Genomic DNA, 20,658 nt, shown 5'->3' with positions numbered 1-20,658 from the left:
CTGAAATAAACAATAGCAAAAAGGGGCTGTCACACTTTTTGGACAGCCCCTTTACATTATATTATGCCGTAACTAAAGTTTCGTGAGATCTTGTTGCCATGTAATCCCGCTTATATCCGTTAATAGGACTTGATATGAACCTTTGGGAAGAGTGGCGATGACCGGATCGCTTAACGTCAATTCCGCCTTACTTCCTAAGGGAATTACGAGACTATGTTTCCCCGGTTGTACTTTCGCCACATACTTATTATGAATGTCTTTTTGAGAAAAATGGGAGAGTTGCTCTCCGTCCTTATTTAGAACAATGTTTCCCTGCTCGTCTTTTAGCGTTAATCCGATAAGGAAAGAGCCGTAGACATCCACTCCCTCAACTCGGTAAACCGTTAAATATAATTTATCGTTATCGATGCTAGCGTCGGAAATCTCGATTTTAGGCTTTACGGATTTATTATGTAAGGTTCCCCAGACACCGCCATGAAATACTTGGTTGGTAAGTAAGGATAGAAATACGATAAGAACCGCTCCGCAGACAGAGGTCTTTTTTAGTGAGCTTTCAGACAGGGGTAAAAAGCCGGAGGTTATCCAGTTGGTCCATCTGTGGCCATATAACCAAGGCATCTTCGGCCTTAAATACGAGTCGAGCGAATACGGGCCTCCGCCTGTCATAAATAAGGTGAAACCTGCCGCCACTCCTAAGATACCGATTTGCCACTCATCCACACAGGTCGTTCCTAACCAACCGGAGCCGAGTAGTATACCTGTCGCTAGACTCAAGACGCCTACGCTCATCAACCGGGTAAAGAATCCCAATATGAAAAACAAACCGACGATACCTTCTATAATCGTAAAAATAACCATAGCCCACCATAGGTGATCGGGGTTATTGACTAGATATTCGATAATCGGTTTTATCCCGAAAGCGTTCGGAAGAAAATGATTAAACTTCTCGCCGATATACCCTACGGTATCCGGGATTAACTTGTTTTCCAAAACGACCCGTCTCCAAAATGCGGAGAAGTAAGTCCAACCTACTACCAGACGCAAGGATAAGGTAAATAGCCCGGCGATTGAATATGCCCTTAGCATATTCTGTTTACTCTCTTGATAAGCCATAGTATGATTCTTTTTTCGATTTATGTAGCTAGCGTAAAAATACTCCCTCAAAAAAGAAACAGATGAAAAGGATGAAGGGATGGGAAGGATAACATTCTTTTAATGAAAAAGACAACAAACCTATAGAATCCTTGAATTTTATAGGCTTGTTGATATATTTATACAGTCGTTTAACAATTGGACAAGCCTTCTTAAACCTCTTTGGATTTGTTGAATAGCGAGCCGATCCATAATAACAAAATAGCTCCGACCGTAGAGGTTATCAAGCTCCCTAAGATACCACCGGCCGATATGCCTAGTAAGCTGAATACCCAGCCACCCAATACACCTCCAATAATACCTAGGATCAAATTAACAATGACCCCGAAACCTCCTCCACGCATGATCTTACCAGCCAGATAGCCGGCAACGATACCGATGATAATAGACCAAATAAATCCCATAACGAATAGTTTTATATTTTATTAAAAAGTTCTGATGCTTTGTATTTAAACACATCCGAAAAGTCTTTAGTTGCGCTTTGTACCTCTTTTTAACGAATCATTCCAAAAGATCTAGCGAATCGATGAAGGATTTATAGACGGGATGGTTCAATTGAAAGACAATCGCTTCGAAAGGACGGAGCGTGATATCTTTTTGAGGCGCCATATGACTTCGGTCCCCGTAATTATCCAATAGGACGTGTGCGTTACTCATATCTATCCCCGGAGTGGAGATTGCCGCCTTGGGGGAGAAATTGAGCATAATCAGATAAGTGTCGGCCCCAGTCTTGCGTAAGAAGGTATAGGATTGGGGATTCTCCGCATCCAGCAAATGATAACTGCCATAAATCAAACTCGGATTCTCCTTACGGAAGCTGACTACTTTCTTAAAATAATTAAGTATGGAGGTCGGATCTTTTTCTTCGTCCGCTACGTTTATCCAAGTATAATCCGGATTTACCTTTAACCAAGGGGTTCCTGCCGTAAATCCCGCTTCCGGCGAGCGATCCCATTGGAAAGGAGTGCGGGCGTTGTCTCGTCCGGTCTCTTTCTGTTCGTCCAATACCGCCTGCGGATCTTTACCCTCTGCTTTCGCTTTCTTATAGCGGTTGATCGTATCGATATCGTTATAATCCTCGATACGGTCGAACCGAATGTTACGCATACCTATCTCGTCCCCGGCGAACCAATAAGGCGTTCCTCTCATCGTAAGCAGAAAAGTAATAAGCATCTTGGTGGACAAGGCCCTGAACTCATCCTTATCGCTACCAAAGCGACTGACCATACGGGGCTGGTCATGATTACCCAAGTAGATCGAGGGCCAACCCTTATCTACCGCCTTATCCCATTCCGTAAACATCTTCTTTAGGGCGATCAAGCTATAGTCTATACCGGATTCCGGATTGTCCGGTAGGGTTGTATTCCGGATGCGGGCGGCGTCGAAATGATAAAGCATATTCAACTCTTCCCGGGCCGGATCGACAAATTTAGCGACATCATCTACCATCACGGCCGAACCTTCTCCAACACTCATACAATCGTATTTGCTTAATACCTGCCGATTCATCTCGTGAAGATAGAGGTGCAGGCGAGGCTCTTTGGCATAGAAAGAAAAGATATCCGGATATTTCTTGGAATCTATGAGAGGGAATGAGGGATCTTTGGCGATAAGAGAGATGGAATCCATGCGAAAACCGTCTATCCCTTTATCGAACCAGAAGCGCATCATATCGAAAATCTCTTGGCGTACCTCCGGGTTCTCCCAATTTAAGTCGGGTTGTTTCCGGGAGAAATAATGCAGGTAATACGAGTCGGTTGGCTTGTTATACATCCAAGCGTTGCCTTCCTCGTCGAAATAGCTGAGGCGCAAGGGAGGCTCACCTTTCTCGGCCGGCCACCAATGGTAATAATTATAATAGGGATTATGTCTGGATTTACGGGCTTCCTCGAACCAAGGATGCTCGTCGCTGGTATGGTTTACTACCAAGTCCAGTACCAGTCGCATCTCCCGTTTATGAATCTCTTTCAGGAGGCGGTCGAAATCTTCCATCGTACCGAATTCTCTCATGATTTCCCGATAGTCGCTGATGTCGTAACCATTATCATCGTTGGGAGAGAGAAAGATCGGGTTTAACCAGATGATATCCACACCCAAGCTTTGTATATAATCCAAGCGGGAGGTGATACCGTTTAAGTCACCGATTCCGTCGTCATCGCTGTCCTGAAAGCTACGGGGATAGATTTGGTATATAATCGCTTCTTTCCACCAAGTCTTTTGAATGTCCTCTTGACCGGACGTACTCTCTGTAACATGCTTTGAATCCATCTTATTATTCTTTAGTTTTTTACTATAACAAAAGGATGTGGTGGTTAGTTTCAGCAACTTATGACGCTTGGGAAGTGTTGTTTTATCAACAAATAGAAGAAACATATGGAAAATGGAGTAATGATGCAGTATTTCGAATGGAATCTGCCGAACGATGGAATGCTGTGGAAACGGCTGAAGGATGACGCCTCGCATTTACATGAGATCGGGATCAGCGCCGTATGGATCCCACCCGCGTACAAAGGCCATGAGCAAGCGGACGAGGGGTATGGAACCTATGATCTATATGATTTGGGGGAGTTCGACCAAAAAGGGACCATACGCACCAAGTATGGAACTAAACAGGAACTTCAAGAAATGATCGAGGAACTTCACCGGAACCAGATTGGCGTATATCTGGATGCCGTGATGAACCATAAGGCGGGAGCCGATTATACCGAGTGGTTTATGGCGCAAGAGGTAGATCCTGGGCAACGGGAAAACGCTACCAGCGAACCCCATGAGATAGAGGGATGGACTGGCTTCGACTTCCCGGGGCGTGGCAATATGTATTCTAATTTTAAATGGCATTGGTTTCATTTCTCCGGGACGGACTATGATGTGTCCCGCAAGAAGGAAGGTATATTCCAGATTTTGGGAGAGGGAAAACATTGGAGTGAGGGAGTCGATGATGAGAATGGAAATTACGACTATCTCATGTTCGCCGATCTGGATTTCGATAACCCTGAAGTCGTGCGTGAGATGCAGGAATGGGGGATCTGGGTATCGAACGAACTAAACTTGGACGGTATGCGACTCGATGCGATCAAGCATATGAACGACCAGTTTATCAAGCATTTTCTGGAGGCGGTGAGAGCGGATCGGGGAGAGGGCTTCTACGCTGTCGGGGAATATTGGAAAAACGATACCGAATCGTTGGAGGCTTACCTGTCGCAAGTAGAATATAACGTGGATTTGTTTGACGTAGCCTTACATTATAACTTGAATGAGGCTTCCGAGAAAGGTCGTGACTATGATTTACGCGATCTATTAAAAGGGACCTTGGTCGAGATATGCCCGGATCAAGCCGTCACCTTCGTGGATAACCATGATTCCCAGAAAAACAGTTCTTTGGAGTCGCAGGTGAAGGATTGGTTCAAACCTTCCGCCTACGGTTTGATCCTGTTGATGAAGAAAGGGTATCCGTGTATCTTTTATGGGGATTATTATGGCGTAAAAGGGAAGAAATCTCCCCATCGTAAGGTATTGGATATGCTATTGCGTACCCGGAAAGAATATGCGTACGGGGAAGAGGTGGATTATTTTGATCATCCGAACACGATCGGCTTCGTACGCTTGGGAGATCCGGGACATGCTGATTCGGGCTTGGCGTTGGTTATCTCGAACGGGGAAGATGGAGAGAAAACAATGTCTGTGGGGGAGAACCGGAAAGGCGAGGTATGGCATGAGATCACAGGCTCGGTAAAAGATACCGTGACGATTGATGAGGAAGGGAAAGGCTGTTTCCTTGTCAAGGGAGGCAAATTGGCTGTTTGGGGCAAGGTCAAGGCTTAACGGATGCTTTACTTGACCTCGAATTGTATTTTCTTCTGGTTCCCCTCGTTGTCGATGAGGGTAAGGAGATGTTTTCCTTGGCTCACGGAGCAACTGATCTGGTGATTCTCGGTGGTCTCTCCCAGATAGCTTTCGTCCAGATGCCAGTAAATCGTAGCGTCACGGCGGGCGTGGGCGGCCTTGAAGATAAATTTCTCGGACTTTCCGGAGAAGCCTTTCGGAAGGTAGAGAATGGCGTTATGCTCGGGATAGATCAGTTCGATCTGGCGGTTCAGGTCTTGCCCGCAGCCGGGTTTTACCGGAGGGAGCGGGATATAATCGATGTGATAGTTGCGGTAGTAATACTCCTGCGCGGGAGGAAGCACGAACCACGGGCGGCTGATCATCCGGTCGACAGACTCGCAGGAACTATTGACCCTGTACCGTCCGTCCGCCGATAGATGCACGAGCTTATGGTAGGGGCAAATCCCCGTGTTATTGCCGGACAGCGGCATGTATAAGGTGTCCGTTTGCTCGCAGTAGGGCGAGGCTTTATGTCCGCTGTTCCGGCAGATCGCCAGGGGAAGCGTCTCATCGTAGGGCAGGTCGAACCATTCGCTACCGGGCAATAGGGAAAAGAGATCGAAAAGGACCGGGGCGGCGTTGCCGACACCCGTAAGTCCTGGACGGCCCTCGCCGGAAGCGTTACCGGCCCATACGCCGACGACGTAGCGGGGAGTCGTGCCGATCGCCCAAGCGTCTCGTCCCCCGTAACTCGTCCCGGTCTTCCACGCGATCCGTTTCATCGACTCGAATTGTTGCCAGTCGGCCTCTTCCTCGGGACGGTTCAGGGCGGACATCGCCTCGAACGTGTACCACAGGGCCGCGGAGGAAAGGAGCGCCTTATCGGTGAGCCGGCTATCGGTAAGGGAACGGATGGGTTCCTTCCTCTCCGCAGGAAAGGGAGTCAGCGGATGGATGTCCGCCGGATTATAGCGTCCGTTGTAAGTACGGTAATGTTTAAGCACACGAGACATGGAGGCATACATACCGGAAAGATCCCATAAGGTTCCCTCGGCCCCTCCCAAGATCAAGGAGGCCCCGTAATGTTCCTCGGAGAAACGTAAGGTAGTCATTCCCCACGATTTCAGTAAAGACATAAAGCGTCCGGTATTATACTGGGAGAGCATACGTACCAAGGGCACGTTCAAGGAGCGCTCTATGGCTACATGGGCCGGTACCGCCCCGTAGAATGTCTTGTTGTAATTATGGGGGGAGAAGCCATTTATATTCAAGGGCACGTCCGATACCAGCATGGAGGGGAGCAACAGCCCGTCGTGCAGCATACCGGCATACAGGAAGGGCTTGAGGATGCTTCCCGTGCTGCGGGGCGAGGTGATGATATCCACTTGGTTCCCCCGCCGCTCGTCGGCCGGATAGGTAGCGTTTCCGGCGTAGGCCAATACCTCCCCGGTCTCCACGTCCGCTACGATCGCCGCCAGATTATGGATATGGTTGGAACTGTATTCACGGGCATAACGGTTTACGAGGGCCTGTGTCTGCCGTTGCAGGGCTTGGCGGACGGAGGTTTGGATGCGTTGCCCCGGTTGTTCCGCGGCCAGTCTTTCTAACAGGTGCGGGGCATCATTAGGTAAAGGGAGAGGGGCTTCGGGAAGTGGCTCCATGCAGGCCAGCTCGTATTCGGTCTCTTCCAATACACCTTTCTTTTGAAGGGAAGCCAATAAGCGATCCCGCTTCTCCTTCAGTTGTTTCCGGTTTCTCCCGGGGTGGATCAAGGCGGGGGAGTTAGGAAGAACCGCGAGCGTGGCGCTCTCGGCCCACGATAGCTCGGAGGCGCTTCGTCCGAAATAACGCCATGCGGCGGTCTCCAGCCCGATTACGTTTCCCCCGAAGGGAGCGTGCGAGGCATAGAGGTTCAGTATCTCTTGTTTGCTATAGGTGGTTTCCAGAAAGAGCGCCCAGCACATCTCGATCGTTTTCTCGTAGAAGGTCCGGTCTTGGTTCCCTCTCGCTATGCGTGCCAATTGCATGGTCAAGGTACTTCCTCCGCTCACCACACGCCCCGCTTTCCCGTTCAAGCGGATCGCCCGGACGATGGCGGCGGGGTCTATCCCGGGATGGTAAAAGAACCGTTTGTCCTCGTACGTGAGCAAGCAATCCACGAATCTGTCGGGCAAGCTATCCGCCGCCGGGAAACGCCATTGCCCGTCCGGTGCGATACGTGCGCCTAAAAGCTCGCCCTCGGCCGAATATAATAAGGTAGAGCAGGGGGCGGGAAATAATTGCCGGGGCACGATGCCATACAGGATACACCACGCCGTCACGCCGATCCCCAAGAGGGATGCGAGGAGGCGCCATGGCACTCGTCCCGGCCTCGGTAATAGCGACTTGGATAGATGGCTGAGGCATCTGCCAGTACTCCGTAGGAAGTACTGTAGTACTGTGCGCAAAGTACTGCGGTACTCCTTACGAAGTACTGCGGTACTGTCCGGCTGAGTATTGCGGTACTTTATAAGGAGTACTGCCTCAATCATACCAATTGACACTCTCCTCATAATGATCGAACCTTAGCTCTTCCGTCACTCCGACCCTTCGCAAGGCGTTTAGCACGATCCTTTGCTCTTTAGGTGAGAGTGGAAATTCGCCCCTTCGCCGCTCGAAGTAGGGGTTACGTCCGAAATGGGACATGAGTATCGACATGAATTGCTGGTATTGCGCCGGGAACATCCGGCTCTGCATCCCGGTGAAGCCCCGCGCGTAGGTGACGGGAGCGGAGTCTCGGAAGTAGGGGCAAGCCTCATCCCGGGTACAGAGGGTGGGGTTCAGCAGCCGTAATACGGTTGCCGGTTGTTCGATGAGCGGCCGGTAGGCGATCTGGTGCAGGCACTTTCCGGCCCGAGGGCAATCTTGTTGCTGGCAGACGGCGTAGTCGATGGGGATTTCCTTGTGTAGTTTCTTGGTCATGATCTTGTTATTTTATGTATTATCGGGATTGAAATCTGTCGGGAACAAGGTCTCGCTATCGAAACGGTCAAAATCCGATTGGAAGAGACGGTCTTGAATGACCCGATACTTCTCGAACTCGGCTTCTGCGAAAGCTTTGGCTAATTCGGCTGTCACCTTGCCGGCGTTGGTCAATAAGTCATTATCTCCGGCTTCGAGTATCAGGTCGATACGTTTTGCCCAGTCTTCCATGGTCATGGGTATATGTCGTTTAGCCATGCGCTCTGCCATATCCAGAACTGCGTTGACTAAATGTCCCATGTCGTCCAACTCCATCTCGTTAAGGTAGTTCTTGGCAATGGCCACATCTGTTTTTACGATCTTCCCTTTAGGCGCATTTTCCCATGTGGTCAGTCCCATATGTTCTTTTTCCGAGTTGGCTCGGTTCACGATTAACTCGGCGGCGGTATGACCGTGTACGGCATAATGTATCTTATTTTGTACCTTTTGGAAAAAGAGGCGGGTGGTTGGTGCGTCACGATTATAGTCAATAGCGGTAGCATAGATATCGGTCAACTTTTGGTAAAAGTGACGCTCGCTTAACCGTATCTCCCGTATCTCGGCTAGTAGATGTTCAAAATAATCTTCACCGATGAAAGAGCCGTTCTCCATACGCTTCTTGTCTATCACATAACCACGGATAGCGAATTGACGGATGACCGATGTGCACCATTGGCGAAATTGTGTAGCACGAACGCTGTTTACACGATAACCGACAGAAATGATCGCATCAAGGTTATAAAACAATGTTTTTCGGGATACTTGCCGTCCGCCCTCGATTTGAACTACCGAGAAAAACTCGGTAGTTGAATCTTTCCGTAATTCACCGGATGTAAAGATGTTCTTTAGGTGTAATCCGATATTGTCTGTAGAGCAGTCAAACAGGGTAGACATCGCTTTCTGCGTGCACCAGATGGTTTCGTTATGATACATTACCTGTATGCCATCTTCCTTGCCTTCTAGCATGAAGATAAGGAATTCCGCCGTGCTATTTCGAATTTCGAATTTCTTCGCCATATACTTTTCTTTCCTCTTGTTTAGCGACTCCTGTACTTCTTTGGTGGCATACTGGTCGCTCCATATTTAAGACAAATGTACGAAAATTATCAGTTTGTCTGAAAGTATAGGAGAGAAATCCTTCTATTTATGTACATTTGTGGATTAACCATTTAAACATTCATGTGTATGATACGGTCTATCGGTTTATTCTGCGTATTTTGTCTCTTGTCTATCTTGACAAGTTGTCATACGACAAGCTCCACGGATCAAGATCTCCCCCCTTATAATCCGAATGTAGAGGCGTTTACTACCGGGAAGATTTCCCGGTATTCTCCCGTTTACCTGATCTTTAATCAAGAGATCCCGGCGGATCGATTAAAGGCGGACCGATTGGGGAAACTCGTGCGCCTCAAGCCCGATGTGCCGGGGAAATGGGCTTTCGAGAATAACCGGACGTTGGTATTCAAGCCGGAGAAAGGCTTTGAGCGAAACACCTCTTATCAAGTGAAAGCCGATTTGTCCGAATGGTTTGAGGCACAAGGTAAGGATAAGTGGTTCGCTTTTGGTTTTACCACGCTCCCTTTAGCCCTTCGGGGGAATCTGGAATCGATGGATATCAACAAGAAAAACGAGAATGGGTACGATCTGACCGCCGTGCTTTTCACGCCGGATAAGGAATCTCCGGAGACCGTGGAGTCGTTGGTGGATTTCTCGGAGAAGGTAGACGCTACTTGGCAACACAGCCCGGATGGGAAGAAACATGAGGTGACCTTACTCAATGTCTCCGCCGGGATGGAGGGGGAACGGACACTCAAGCTTTCCGTATCTTCTAATAAACTAGGCGTGGAAAAGGCCGATGTCGTGACAGTGAGCGTTCCGGATCAGAATGATTTCTCGGTGTACGACGTGACGTATGTGTCCGAGCCGGAGCGTTACGTGGAGGTCGCTTTCACGAAGTTATTGGATGTGGGCCAGGATATGAGAGGCTTGGCCTTTATCGCCGAGAATACGTCGGAGACCGTAACCGTGGACGGAAACAAGCTACGCCTATATCCGGATGCCGATTTGTGGCAAAAGGGCGTGATGAATATCCACCTGAACCAAGGCATCCGCAGCAAGAGCGGCTTGAACCTGAAAGAGGCTGTCGTGCGTCAAATAATCCTAGATGAGCAGAAACCCGGCGTCCGTTTTATCGGGAAAGGAGTGATCATCCCGCAATCCACGCAATTATCCGTTCCTTTCCAAGCGATTTATTTGCGAGGGGTTACGGTGAGCGTTATCAAGATATTGGAGCAGAATATCGGTCAGTTCCTGCAATCGAACAACTTGGATGAGTCCGGGGAGTTAATGCGTGTCGGGCGCTTGATCGCCCGTAAGACGATCTTCTTGGATGAGGAGGGTCTTGACCTGTCCCGGTGGAATACGTTCGCGGTCGATTTAAAGCGGTTGATCGAGCCGGAACCGGGCGCTATCTACCGTCTGGAGCTTTCGTTTGACCGGCCTTTGTCGGCCTATCCTTGCGGGAATGATACGGTGAAGATCTCGAAGGAGCAGATATTGGCCTCGGACGAGATCCGTTTCAAGGAAGAGTCCGCCCGTTTTGACGAGGGAGCGTATTATTACCGTCAATACGATTGGTCTAGTTATAATTGGAAAGAATGGAACGATCCTTGCTCGGATAGTTATTACTTTAATAAGGTAGAGGGAAAGAATATCTTGGCTACCAATTTGGGACTGGTCGCCTTGATGGGGCAGGATAATGATATGACCGTGTTGGTGCATAATATACAGAATACGGAGCCGGAGCGAGGAGTTACGGTTACCGCCTATAATTACCAACACCAAGCGTTGGCCTCGGGCACGACCGATGACAAGGGACAGGTACGGCTGGATCTCTCCTCGGGACGTCCGTTCTACCTGATCGCCTCACAGGGAACCCAACGTTCCTATCTGCGGGTGGATAACGGATCGGCTCTCTCGCTCAGTTCGTTCGATGTATCGGGCGAGGTAGTCCAGAAAGGGATCAAGGGCTTTATTTATGGTGAGCGAGGCGTATGGCGTCCGGGTGATACGTTGCATCTGGGCTTTATGCTGAACGACCGGGCGAAGCAATTGCCGGCAGAGCATCCGGTGGTGATGGAGCTGTACAACCCGTTAGGGCAAATGTATGCCCGTAAGACGCAGACCCGTGGCGAGCTGGGGCTTTATGTCTTCGATTTCGTTACCGAGGCGGATGCCCCCACGGGTGCGTGGAATGTGAAGGCGCAAGTGGGTGGGGTCTCTTTCTCGAAGCGCTTACGCATCGAGTCCATCAAGCCAAACCGCCTGAAGATCGCCTTATCCATGCCGGAGAAGACCTTGTTGCGTGGTGAGCCTATGGATGCCCGCCTGCATGTGGAATGGCTGCAAGGAGCTATCGCCCGTAACTTGAAATACGATATACAAGGTACCTTTATCGCCACCCCGACTACCTTCGAGGGCTATAAGGGTTTCTATTTCGACGATCCTTCCCGTGTATTTAATACGGAAGAGAGCAAGTTGATCTCCGGCGTTACCAATGAGCGGGGCGATGCCACGGTACAAGCCCGCTTCGAGCTGGGTTCTACCGCTCCCGGAATGTTGCTGGCAAACCTAGTGACCCGGGTCTATGAGGAATCCGGCGATTTCAGTATCGACGCGGACCGGATGCTTTACTCGCCTTATCGCCGGTATGCCGGTATCAAATCTCCGCAGAAAGATAAGGAACAACTAAATACCGGAACCAATTACACCTACGAGGTCGCTTCTGTTGATTATTTAGGGAAACCGCAAGCGAATACGGAATTAGACGTGAAAGTATATAAGGTCTATTGGTATTGGTGGTGGGACTCCAACAGTAGCGGTCTGGCCAATTACGTATCGGATTCCTACAATAAGCCGGTAAAGACATTTACCGTCCGTACGGATGGGGCCGGTCGGGGTACGTTCCAGCTCTCTTTCCCGGATAAGGAGTGGGGAACGTATTTCATCTCCGTGAAAGATAAGGAGAGCAAGCACTCTACGGGAGTGATGAGTTATTTCGACTGGCCTTATAATGAGGGCCGACGTAACACCGATGGCAGCGAGTCCGCCACGATGCTTAGTTTCAAGATCGATAAGGATAGTTATACGCCCGGCGAGAAGATGGTAGTCACCTTCCCCTCTACGAAAGGAAGCCGTGCGATTATCAGTATAGAGAACGGCGTGCGTGTCCTTTCCTTGACGGAACATACGTGCGAGGATAAACAAACGACCGTGAGACTGGATGTGACGAAAGATATGCAGCCGAACGCTTACGTCTATATCACCCTTTTGCAGCCTCATGGCATCACGAAGAACGATTTGCCGATCCGCTTGTATGGTGTGGTCCCGTTCACGGTAACTTCTCCGGAGAGCCATCTGACTCCGGTCATCCAATCTCCCGCCGAGCTGAAACCGGATGCCTCTTATACCGTCTCCGTCTTCGAGAAGAATGGAAAGGAGATGGCTTATACGCTGGCGATCGTGGATGAGGGCTTGCTGGACCTGACCCGTTTCCGTACGCCGGAGCCTTGGAAGGCGTTTAACGCGCGGGAAGCGTTGGGCGTGAATACATGGGATTTGTATAACTACGTGGTTGGCGCTTACGGCGGCCGTATCGAGCAATTGTTCAGTATCGGCGGCGACGATGCGCTGAACAAAGGCCCGAAAGCGATCGTGAACCGCTTCAAGCCCGTGGTGCGATTTGACGGCCCGTTCTTGCTGAAGAAGGGGAAGACCGCCCGGCATACCTATCAGATGCCGAATTATAACGGGCGTGTCAAGATCATGGTGGTAGCCGGAAACGGGGAGGCTTATGGACATGCCGATAAGAGCGTGATGGTACGTAAGCCCGTAATGCTGCTAGGAACCTTGCCCCGGGTGATCGGCGTGGGCGAGGAGATGGTAGTACCCGCTACGGTATTCGCTACCGAGGATGGCGTAGGGGCCGTGAATGTATCTATCGCTTGCAGCTCGAATATGGAAGTGGTCGGCGAGGCGACGAGGAGCTTGAGCTTCGAGCGGAAAGGGGATCAGCAAGCCTCGTTCCGTATCCGGGTGAAGAAGAACCCGGGTATCGGGAAGGTAACGATAACCGCTACGGGTAAAGGGGATAAATCCGTTTATGAGACGGAACTGGAGATCCGTACGGTACGCCGCCCGCAAGTGAAAGTTAGCGCCGCTACCTTGGAGGCCGGCAAGTCTTGGAAAAAGACGGTTGCGATGCCGGGTGCCACGGGTACGAACCAGTTGACTTTAGAAGTGTCGGATATCGCCCCCGTGAACTTATCCTCACGTCTATCTTATTTGTTGGGTTATCCGCACGGATGTCTGGAACAGATCACCTCGAAAGGATTCCCGCAGCTTTATATCTCCTCGTTTACGGATTTGACCCCTCAACAGGCGAAATCCACGGAGGAGGCCGTGAAAGAGGTGATCCGCCGTCTGCGCTCTTACCAGACTGTAGATGGGGCTTTCGCCTATTGGCCGGGTGGAACGAGCAGCAATGGCTGGGGTACGGTTTACGCTACTCATTTCTTGCTGGAAGCCTCGAAGAAAGGCTACTTGGTTCCCGAGGCCATGAAACAAAGCGTATTGAATAATCTACGCCGGGTAGCCCGTAATTGGAAGCCGGCTACCTCTTATTATATGGATTCGGAAGAGACTACCCAAGCCTATCGCCTGTATGTATTGGCTTTGGCCGGGTCGCCGGAGATGGGTGCCATGAACCGCTTGAAAGAGATGAAAGACTTGGCCTCCATGAGTCGCTGGTCGCTAGCTTCCGCCTATGCCTTGGTCGGCCGTGAGGATGTCGCTCAAGACTTGATCAGTAAGACGACGGCTCTTCCTTCCGGTTATTCCGAGTATGACGAGACGTTCGGCAGTGATGTCCGGGATCAATCCATCCAGTTAATGACGCTTTGCTTGTTGGATAAAGGCAAGGAGGCCGCTACTTTGGTGGAAGAGTTGTCCAAACAGCTTTCTTCGGATGATTGGTTGAGCACACAATCTACGGCATTCGCTTTAGTTGCCTTGTCGGACTACCTAGCTAAATATCGGGTAGACGGGGCCATGGATTTCACGTATGCTTGTGGCGGAAAGGATGGACAGGTGAAAACAGATAAGAATATATGGTCCGAGACCTTATTGGATAAGGCGGGGACCTCGGCGAGCGTCGAGTTGAAGAACACGGGTAAATCTACGCTCTTCGCCCGTATCATAACCGAGGGAATACCGGAGCAGGGAGAGGAAAAAGCGTATGCGAATGGTGTCTCGTTGGCGGTTAGCTATGTGGACTTGAACGGACGTCCGGTCAATGTCGCCCAATTGGAGCAAGGTACGAATTTCTCCGCCGTGGTTACGGTAAAGAACCCTTCGGCCCGGGGATATAATAATTTGGTATTATCGGAGATCTTCCCTGCCGGATGGGAAATACTGAATACCCGTTTCTTGAATGAGTCCGCTACGGACAGCTTGAGCGCCGGAGTGAATTATCAGGATATTCGTGACGACCGTGTTTATAGTTATATAGACCGTCTGCCGGCAGGCAGTCAAGTGACCGTGAAGATCAATCTTTGCGCAGTCTACCCGGGCCGCTTCTACCTGCCTCCGGTGTATTGCGAGGCGATGTACGATTATTTAATCCGTGCGAATACCGCGGGACAAGAAGTTACCGTATTCTAATTTCGTGGGGGGCGGGCAGACCCCGCCCTTATATTTTTTCGAAATTTATTGGATTTATAGTTGTATGCTCGAATAAAACCATTACATTCGCAGCATATTTGAGATTGATTTAAGTTTGTATTAGAAAGTATTTGCTCACAACTTGATTTGTTAGGTAAACTTTTTTAGTCGACATACTCAGCTCAATTAACCATTTAATTAAAGTTTACAAAATGAATCTTTACATTTCAAATCTAAGTTACAACATCTCTGATGAGGACTTAAGACAGTTATTTGCTGATTACGGTGAGATTACTTCAGCAAAAGTTATTATGGATAGAGAAACCGGCCGTTCAAGAGGCTTCGGTTTCGTTGAGCTGAGCGATGATGAGCTAGCTAAAAAGGCTATCGAGGAGTTAAACCAAGCAAGTTATGACGGCAAAGTCATCAATATAACAGAAGCCAGACCTAGAGAGGATAGAGGCGACAGAGGTGGTCGTTTCAATAACAACAGAGGTGGCGGCTACGGTTCCAACAGAGGCGGTGGCTATGGCTCTAACAGAGGTGGCGGTTATGGTTCTAACCGGGATGGTGGAAGATATTAATTCTATCTAGATAAAAAGGAAAGAGCGATCAGAGATGGTCGCTCTTTTTGTTAGAAATCAATCCTTACAACATGATCGATATTCGTAAGTACCCTCCTTAAGTTTTAATACGGCTCCTTGTTTATCTTGTGTGAACTTAACAGGAGATTTGTCCTTAAATAGGACATATAACTATATATAGAGGTGAGACAAGACATTTCTTCCAGTTTGCTAAGCGCATTATCAATGCACAATCAGACGTTCTATCCCTTCTTTCTTACGTTGAATTTCATCTCTCACAAATCTCTTAAAAACTTCGTTGTTTATAATACGTTCCAAATATGCACTTTCAAACCTGTCTAACAGTAATTTATACATTTCTGCAATATTCCCAGCCTCCTTTATACATCCATCCACCCCATACCCTTTTGTTCTTTTTATACCTACATCAAATGCCTCAAATAGATTAGTAAGTTCTATTCCTAAGCCGGAATATTCTGAATCATTATGACCTCCATCAATATCAATTAACATAGCAGAACCTTGCTCGGCATCTATCATTATATTTGATGGATTTAGATCTCCGTGGGTATAAAGTCCCTTACCACCCAAAATCTTACCTCCGCATCTGGTAGAAGAAGGCAATGTCTGTAAGTTAGGGTTATGGAAGCGAGACAAAACATTTCCTACATTATGCCAAGCGCTTATCAATGCATCATCAGAAGCTCTACCACATAACCAGTTACGATGCAGATCCAGCAAGGTGATGCCACGGACAGCCGGAAAGATACCAATAGCCCTGCCACCCACATCAAAATGATCTTTTAAGGAAGTAAAAGTATTTAACTGATCAGCAGTCATACGAGGTACTGACTTTTTGGGATCAGCAGCTTCCACTCCTTCCTGTCTCTTTATCAAATCTTTAAAATTATTTAATTCCCTGACCACTTTTACAAAGAAACATTCAGGCTTATCGGATGCTATAGCATCTTTATTGAGTGCTGTGACAATAAATGCTCCCTGATTGTTTTTTCCGTCATTCTGTTGTAGTTCTTTTACATCTAGAACAACATACCCTTGGCTATCCATTTTCTGCTTAATGAACAATGTACGTAGTTCTAACTCCGGTTTCCTAGCCTCTTTTTTATCGGGAAACACGAGGGAAGCATTTTCTCTTTGAGATAAAAACTGAATATAAACATGATTTATGGCATCCGCTGGATCCTTAAACTCTTTCCCTTCTTTTATGTATTGTTCGCCAAGTGTGTAAGCGAAACGAAATACATTAGAATACCATGGTTTATATGAATATTTTCCCGGAACCCCTTCTTGGACCCACCATCGAATAGCAACGCCATCTGATAGTGTTATCAAAGGGATTTCTGAACCAATCCTCATTCGTTGTAATACAACGTCTGATTCTTTCTCACGCTGCATAACTTGGGATTTGCTTTGCTGCAAAAATTGGATGATAGACGGTGTAGTATGAAGCGGCTTCTTTACTGCTATCTCGATGGTGCGTAGCATTTTGGGGGTTGTTATTCTTTGTGATTTCATAATTTTGCTAAATTCTAAAAATGGAGTACAAAATTTATTCCTCTTTTATTTCAAGCGCATAAGCTCGTCCTCTGTCTGTCGTGATCTTTAGGTTACTGTTTTCCTCCACTAAAGGCCGTAGCCTTCGGATCAAGGTGTTCAAGGTCTCGTCGGCGTTGATCTTTCCCGGCCATAAGCTCTCGCAGATATCCGAGCGGTTCAAGATATGCGTAGGCGATAGGAAAAACATCTCCATCAAGGCATATTGCTGAGGGGTGAGTTTTAGTTTCTCCTCATTCTCCTTATAGAAGGAGGCGGTTTCACAAGAAAGGTTCAAATTACCGAAAGAGATGATCTTTTCCGGATGGATAGATTGAGGCGTTATCAGTTCCTTTCTATAGCGTTTGAGCAATAGGGGCAGGGTAGCGGATAAAAAGGCAAGCCCGAGGAATAGGCCGGGCAAAGATTTGTCCGATAGCCCGATAACCGCAAGGGTGGAGCAATTGGCGTACCCTTGGAATGAGATCCCGATATGATCCGTGGCAGTATTGGGGCTGTTCGCTATGGATGAAGCCCAGATAATCGTATCGCTGGCGATATAATATTCGTTGAGTTTCTTGTTGGCATTAGCGGGAGCGTTTTCGGTTTGAGGATCTTTATTGAGTACGTGGATCACGATTCCCGTTTTCTTCTTGTCGGGCGTATAACTCAATGCGTCGGAAAAGTCCTTGTTATAACTTTCTATGGATACCGGATTGCCGAAAAGCTTGGATAGATTGGCATAGGTGCGTATGGAATCTTGGCTCATCCATAGGTGGGAGTTTTGCAGGATCGTTTGTTGCAACGCTTGATTCAAGTCTGTCACGATCGTTTTCTTGGCTTCCGTATAACTATGGAAACCGAAGCTGAACGAGAGGATCAGCATTAAGGAGGTACCCAAAACGGATAGATTGGCCGATAGTCGTGTATTCATTATTCGCTAGATTAGAATTAACATAAAAAGAACGCTCGAAGGTACTAAATATTATAGAAGGAAAGTATCCTTTTCGATAGGATTCGGGATGAAATAGACATAAATCCTGCTAAATGACCGGATGTCATGGAAATGTCATGGAAATGTCAGCTACTTATCCGGCGATTATTTACGTTGTTGTTGTCTGTTGCCTCTACTTTTGCCCGAAAACAAATCAAATAAGATACGGATATGAAAAGATTTCTGATGATGATGGCCTTGATAGGGCTTGTGGGAAACTGGAACTCGACGTTGACTGCCCAACTCGTCTCTCCCGATTCATTGTATTTGAACGAGGACTTGCCCGAGATAAACATTGTCGCCGTGAAACCCTTGATTAAGGCAGAGGCGGATAAGACTACTTACAGTATCGCCGAGGACCCGGATTCCCGAACCTATACCTTGCTGGAGATGTTGCGGAAAGTCCCTCTAGTGACCGTGGATGGCGAGGATAACGTGAAGGTAAACGGACAATCCAGTTTTAAGATTTATATGAACGGGCGTCCCTCGAATATGTTCTCCAATAATCCCAAGGAGGTCTTGCGTAGTATCCCCGCCAGCATGATCAAGAAAGTGGAGGTGATAACAGATCCCGGTGCCCGTTACGATGCGGAGGGTGTCAGCGGAATCTTGAATATCGTGACGAAAGGAGCGGAGTTCGAGGGATATAACGCGAGTATAAACACTACGGTGATGAACTTATTTAAGAGTGTCGGTGGTTTCGCTACGCTGAAATATGGCCGATTATCGCTTTCCGGAAATTATATGTTTAGCCAACAATCGTCCGAGAGCGAGTCGGATTATCTCCGTACTCAGTCGGGAGACGGTGCGAAGCTCCGGATGCTCTCGGACGTAGACGTGAAATATCCGGCCCATTATGGAAGTCTGGAAGGCAGTTTCGAGATCGATACATTGAATTTGATCTCCTTGTCCGGAAACTTGAATATCGGAAACAGCAACTCTATTTGGAATAGCCATTATAGCAGGTTTGATAAAGAGGGGGAAGAAATCTATGCTTATAACGAGGATATGAGTAAGAAGAACGAATGGGGTAGCGCCTCCTTAAAAGCGGATTATCAGCGTTTATTCAAACGAAATAAGGAAGAGATGCTAACGCTTTCCTATCAGTACGATTATATCCCGAACGATATTTATAGCGTGTTTCATGATAAGGACAAGATGGGCAATGTCTCGTTACCCCAACTGGAGGCCGATTATACCCGGCAAATCAGTCATGCCCGCACCCATGAGCATACGGCCCAGCTTGATTACGTGAATCCTTTTACAAGTACGCATTCCATCGAGGGCGGTTTGAAGCTGATTCGGCGTAACAGTACGAGCCACGCTACTTCGGAGGTAAAGGAGTTGGGTGAGGGTGTCTGGTTACCCGCTGATTTACAACCTTTGGTGGAATATCGGCATGTGCAGAATATAGGCTCCGCCTATGCGGGATATGGATTTAAGTATGGTAAATGGAGCTTGAACCCGGGCATTCGTATGGAACATACTTGGCAGGACGTGACTTATAAACAAGGCGAAGGCAAGGATTTTAATTATCGTGTAACGGATTGGGTTCCTTCTTGGACCTCCGCTTTCCGCTTGGACGACCGGAATTTGTTTCGCTTGGCTTACAACTTACGTTTACGTCGCCCGAATATCAGCTATTTGAATCCTACGGTGTTCGTGTCTGGGACCTCTATCTCGTATGGAAATCCGGGATTGGTATCGGAGAAACATCATCGTCTTTCGGCGTCATACAGTTATTACGGAACGAAATTGAATGTGCAGGCTTCCGTGCTCTGCACCTTGGGAAAAGGGGTGATTGATGAGTATCTGTTCATTGATTCGGCGAATGTGGTGAATAGTACGTATGATAATCTCGTGGACGTGAAAGCAGCGGGAGGAAACCTTTATCTAAGCTATAATCCTTCGCCCCGGACAAGCGTGTCGCTGAACAGCATGTTGCATTATCTGGATTTACGGGCGCAGGAGGGGAATGAGGTTTACGATACGGATGTGCGTAATTCCGGCTTTTGTGGCTCTGCTTTTGTCGATTTCTCGCAGAAGTTTAAGTACGGGTGGCGTTTTGTCCTGTCGGGTGGATACGTGCGTTCCGAGCCGAATGTGGGGATGGACTCGTACGGCTTTTATTTTTACGGCTTGAGTGTGGTAAAGAGCTTCTTGAAGGATAAATTGACTTGTACGCTGCGGGCGCAAGATTTTCTGGGAGATCATAAGACGATACAGATTAACGAGCGATATCCGGACTTTCATATCCGGCAGACCGAGCGTATGTTTAGCCGTGGTTTCGGCATCGCCATTAGCTACCGGATCGGTGATTTAAAAGCGAGCGTGAAGAAGGCGGGGAGGAGCATAAGGAATGATGATCTGTTGGACGCTAAATAAAGAAGATGGTGTGCCATGATCCACAATATGGCACACCACCTACGGTATCATAACTCATCCAACCATTTCTTGCCGGGCTTTGTGTAAAGCCAAGCTAAGAAGATAGCGGCTAAAATGGTAACAACGAGCATCAACACTGTCAATCCATTTAAATCTTTTATCATGATCATATTATTTTAATATTCTATTTCCAACTCGGGCTAATAGGTAAGTACCTAAAATCCCTATATTTAACATACCCCAATTATTAATGTCGCCGATGTCTTTTGCTAATAGGAGCATTTCTCCTAATACCATCGTCGTAAACATTAATTTAGCCAAGTCAAAAAAGAACTTCCCTAAAGTCTCCCTTCGGACCTTGTCCCGTTCTTTCCTCATTGTCTGTTGTCTCTCCCAATTTCCCATAGTCCCTTGTTTTGGTTAATACTACTGATTATATGCAGG

General features: G+C 48.0%; 13 protein-coding genes. 4 read left to right on the top strand and 9 right to left on the bottom strand.

The window, feature by feature from the left end; all coding sequences use genetic code 11:
* Positions 1–72 precede the first annotated feature (72 nt).
* From DWY79_RS16310 to DWY79_RS16300, 3 genes are all read right to left on the bottom strand, one after another.
* A complete protein-coding gene (locus tag DWY79_RS16310) occupies positions 73–1,113 on the bottom strand; it encodes a TQO small subunit DoxD (protein WP_122369768.1) in 1,041 nt (346 codons plus the stop codon).
* Between the two features lie 191 nt (positions 1,114–1,304).
* Positions 1,305–1,556, bottom strand: coding sequence for a GlsB/YeaQ/YmgE family stress response membrane protein (locus DWY79_RS16305; protein WP_005857281.1), 252 nt, complete (start codon positions 1,554–1,556; stop codon positions 1,305–1,307).
* A 97-nt stretch (positions 1,557–1,653) separates the two neighbouring features.
* A complete protein-coding gene (locus DWY79_RS16300) occupies positions 1,654–3,420 on the bottom strand; it encodes an alpha-glucosidase (RefSeq protein ID WP_122369766.1) in 1,767 nt (588 codons plus the stop codon).
* 105 nt (positions 3,421–3,525) lie between these two features.
* Between DWY79_RS16300 and DWY79_RS16295 the strand changes: the two genes are divergently transcribed.
* The gene (locus tag DWY79_RS16295; protein ID WP_122369764.1) at positions 3,526–4,974 is read left to right on the top strand and encodes an alpha-amylase; all 1,449 of its coding nucleotides are present in this window, start codon (positions 3,526–3,528) and stop codon (positions 4,972–4,974) included.
* Positions 4,975–4,982: 8 nt separating this feature from the next.
* Here DWY79_RS16295 and pbpC read toward each other — a convergent pair whose 3' ends face one another.
* The 3 genes from pbpC to DWY79_RS16280 are packed head-to-tail and all read right to left on the bottom strand — an operon-like array spanning position 4,983 to position 8,994.
* The gene (gene pbpC, locus DWY79_RS16290; RefSeq protein ID WP_122369762.1) at positions 4,983–7,529 is read right to left on the bottom strand and encodes a penicillin-binding protein 1C; all 2,547 of its coding nucleotides are present in this window, start codon (positions 7,527–7,529) and stop codon (positions 4,983–4,985) included.
* Positions 7,501–7,938, bottom strand: a complete 438-nt coding sequence (locus DWY79_RS16285) for a DUF6078 family protein (protein WP_122369760.1) — start codon at positions 7,936–7,938, stop codon at positions 7,501–7,503. Before DWY79_RS16285 ends, pbpC begins: the two co-directional genes overlap by 29 nt.
* 12 nt (positions 7,939–7,950) lie before the next feature.
* Positions 7,951–8,994 carry a virulence RhuM family protein gene (locus DWY79_RS16280; RefSeq protein WP_122369758.1) on the bottom strand — a complete coding sequence of 348 codons (1,044 nt, stop codon included), beginning with the start codon at positions 8,992–8,994 and terminating at the stop codon, positions 7,951–7,953.
* A 168-nt stretch (positions 8,995–9,162) separates the two neighbouring features.
* On the opposite strand from DWY79_RS16280, the gene DWY79_RS16275 reads away from it, so the two are divergent.
* Both DWY79_RS16275 and DWY79_RS16270 read left to right on the top strand, forming a co-directional pair.
* On the top strand, positions 9,163–14,697 hold the full coding sequence (locus DWY79_RS16275; protein ID WP_122369756.1) for an alpha-2-macroglobulin: 5,535 nt from the start codon (positions 9,163–9,165) through the stop codon (positions 14,695–14,697).
* A 212-nt stretch (positions 14,698–14,909) separates the two neighbouring features.
* Complete coding sequence (locus tag DWY79_RS16270) at positions 14,910–15,281, top strand: RNA-binding protein (protein ID WP_005862667.1); 372 nt, start codon at positions 14,910–14,912, stop codon at positions 15,279–15,281.
* A gap of 222 nt (positions 15,282–15,503) precedes the next feature.
* Here DWY79_RS16270 and DWY79_RS16265 read toward each other — a convergent pair whose 3' ends face one another.
* Both DWY79_RS16265 and DWY79_RS16260 read right to left on the bottom strand, forming a co-directional pair.
* The gene (locus DWY79_RS16265) at positions 15,504–16,817 is read right to left on the bottom strand and encodes a hypothetical protein (protein WP_233563995.1); all 1,314 of its coding nucleotides are present in this window, start codon (positions 16,815–16,817) and stop codon (positions 15,504–15,506) included.
* Between the two features lie 34 nt (positions 16,818–16,851).
* Positions 16,852–17,769, bottom strand: a complete 918-nt coding sequence (locus tag DWY79_RS16260; RefSeq protein ID WP_122369754.1) for a helix-turn-helix domain-containing protein — start codon at positions 17,767–17,769, stop codon at positions 16,852–16,854.
* Positions 17,770–18,000: 231 nt separating this feature from the next.
* Between DWY79_RS16260 and DWY79_RS16255 the strand changes: the two genes are divergently transcribed.
* Positions 18,001–20,214, top strand: a complete 2,214-nt coding sequence (locus DWY79_RS16255; RefSeq protein WP_122369752.1) for an outer membrane beta-barrel family protein — start codon at positions 18,001–18,003, stop codon at positions 20,212–20,214.
* Positions 20,215–20,385: 171 nt separating this feature from the next.
* On the opposite strand, the gene DWY79_RS16250 is transcribed toward DWY79_RS16255, so the two are convergent.
* A complete protein-coding gene (locus DWY79_RS16250; RefSeq protein ID WP_005862659.1) occupies positions 20,386–20,619 on the bottom strand; it encodes a hypothetical protein in 234 nt (77 codons plus the stop codon).
* Between the last annotated feature and the right edge of the window lie 39 nt (positions 20,620–20,658).

Source organism: Parabacteroides sp. AF27-14, assembly GCF_003635425.1.
Classification (GTDB): domain Bacteria; phylum Bacteroidota; class Bacteroidia; order Bacteroidales; family Tannerellaceae; genus Parabacteroides; species Parabacteroides distasonis.
The sequence above is the reverse complement of the archived record's forward strand: the minus strand, read 5'-3'. Positions and strand labels throughout refer to the sequence as shown.

Excerpts from the sequence above, each read along its gene's own strand:
- DWY79_RS16310 (WP_122369768.1), bottom strand. The coding sequence starts at position 1,113 with ATGGCTTATCAAGAGAGTAAACAGAATATGCTAAGGGCATATTCAATC.
- DWY79_RS16305 (WP_005857281.1), bottom strand. The coding sequence starts at position 1,556 with ATGGGATTTATTTGGTCTATTATCATCGGTATCGTTGCCGGCTATCTG.
- DWY79_RS16300 (WP_122369766.1), bottom strand. The coding sequence starts at position 3,420 with ATGGATTCAAAGCATGTTACAGAGAGTACGTCCGGTCAAGAGGACATT.
- DWY79_RS16295 (WP_122369764.1), top strand. The coding sequence starts at position 3,526 with ATGGAAAATGGAGTAATGATGCAGTATTTCGAATGGAATCTGCCGAAC.
- pbpC (WP_122369762.1), bottom strand. The coding sequence starts at position 7,529 with ATGAGGAGAGTGTCAATTGGTATGATTGAGGCAGTACTCCTTATAAAG.
- DWY79_RS16285 (WP_122369760.1), bottom strand. The coding sequence starts at position 7,938 with ATGACCAAGAAACTACACAAGGAAATCCCCATCGACTACGCCGTCTGC.
- DWY79_RS16280 (WP_122369758.1), bottom strand. The coding sequence starts at position 8,994 with ATGGCGAAGAAATTCGAAATTCGAAATAGCACGGCGGAATTCCTTATC.
- DWY79_RS16275 (WP_122369756.1), top strand. The coding sequence starts at position 9,163 with ATGATACGGTCTATCGGTTTATTCTGCGTATTTTGTCTCTTGTCTATC.
- DWY79_RS16270 (WP_005862667.1), top strand. The coding sequence starts at position 14,910 with ATGAATCTTTACATTTCAAATCTAAGTTACAACATCTCTGATGAGGAC.
- DWY79_RS16265 (WP_233563995.1), bottom strand. The coding sequence starts at position 16,817 with ATGAAATCACAAAGAATAACAACCCCCAAAATGCTACGCACCATCGAG.
- DWY79_RS16260 (WP_122369754.1), bottom strand. The coding sequence starts at position 17,769 with ATGAATACACGACTATCGGCCAATCTATCCGTTTTGGGTACCTCCTTA.
- DWY79_RS16255 (WP_122369752.1), top strand. The coding sequence starts at position 18,001 with ATGAAAAGATTTCTGATGATGATGGCCTTGATAGGGCTTGTGGGAAAC.
- DWY79_RS16250 (WP_005862659.1), bottom strand. The coding sequence starts at position 20,619 with ATGGGAAATTGGGAGAGACAACAGACAATGAGGAAAGAACGGGACAAG.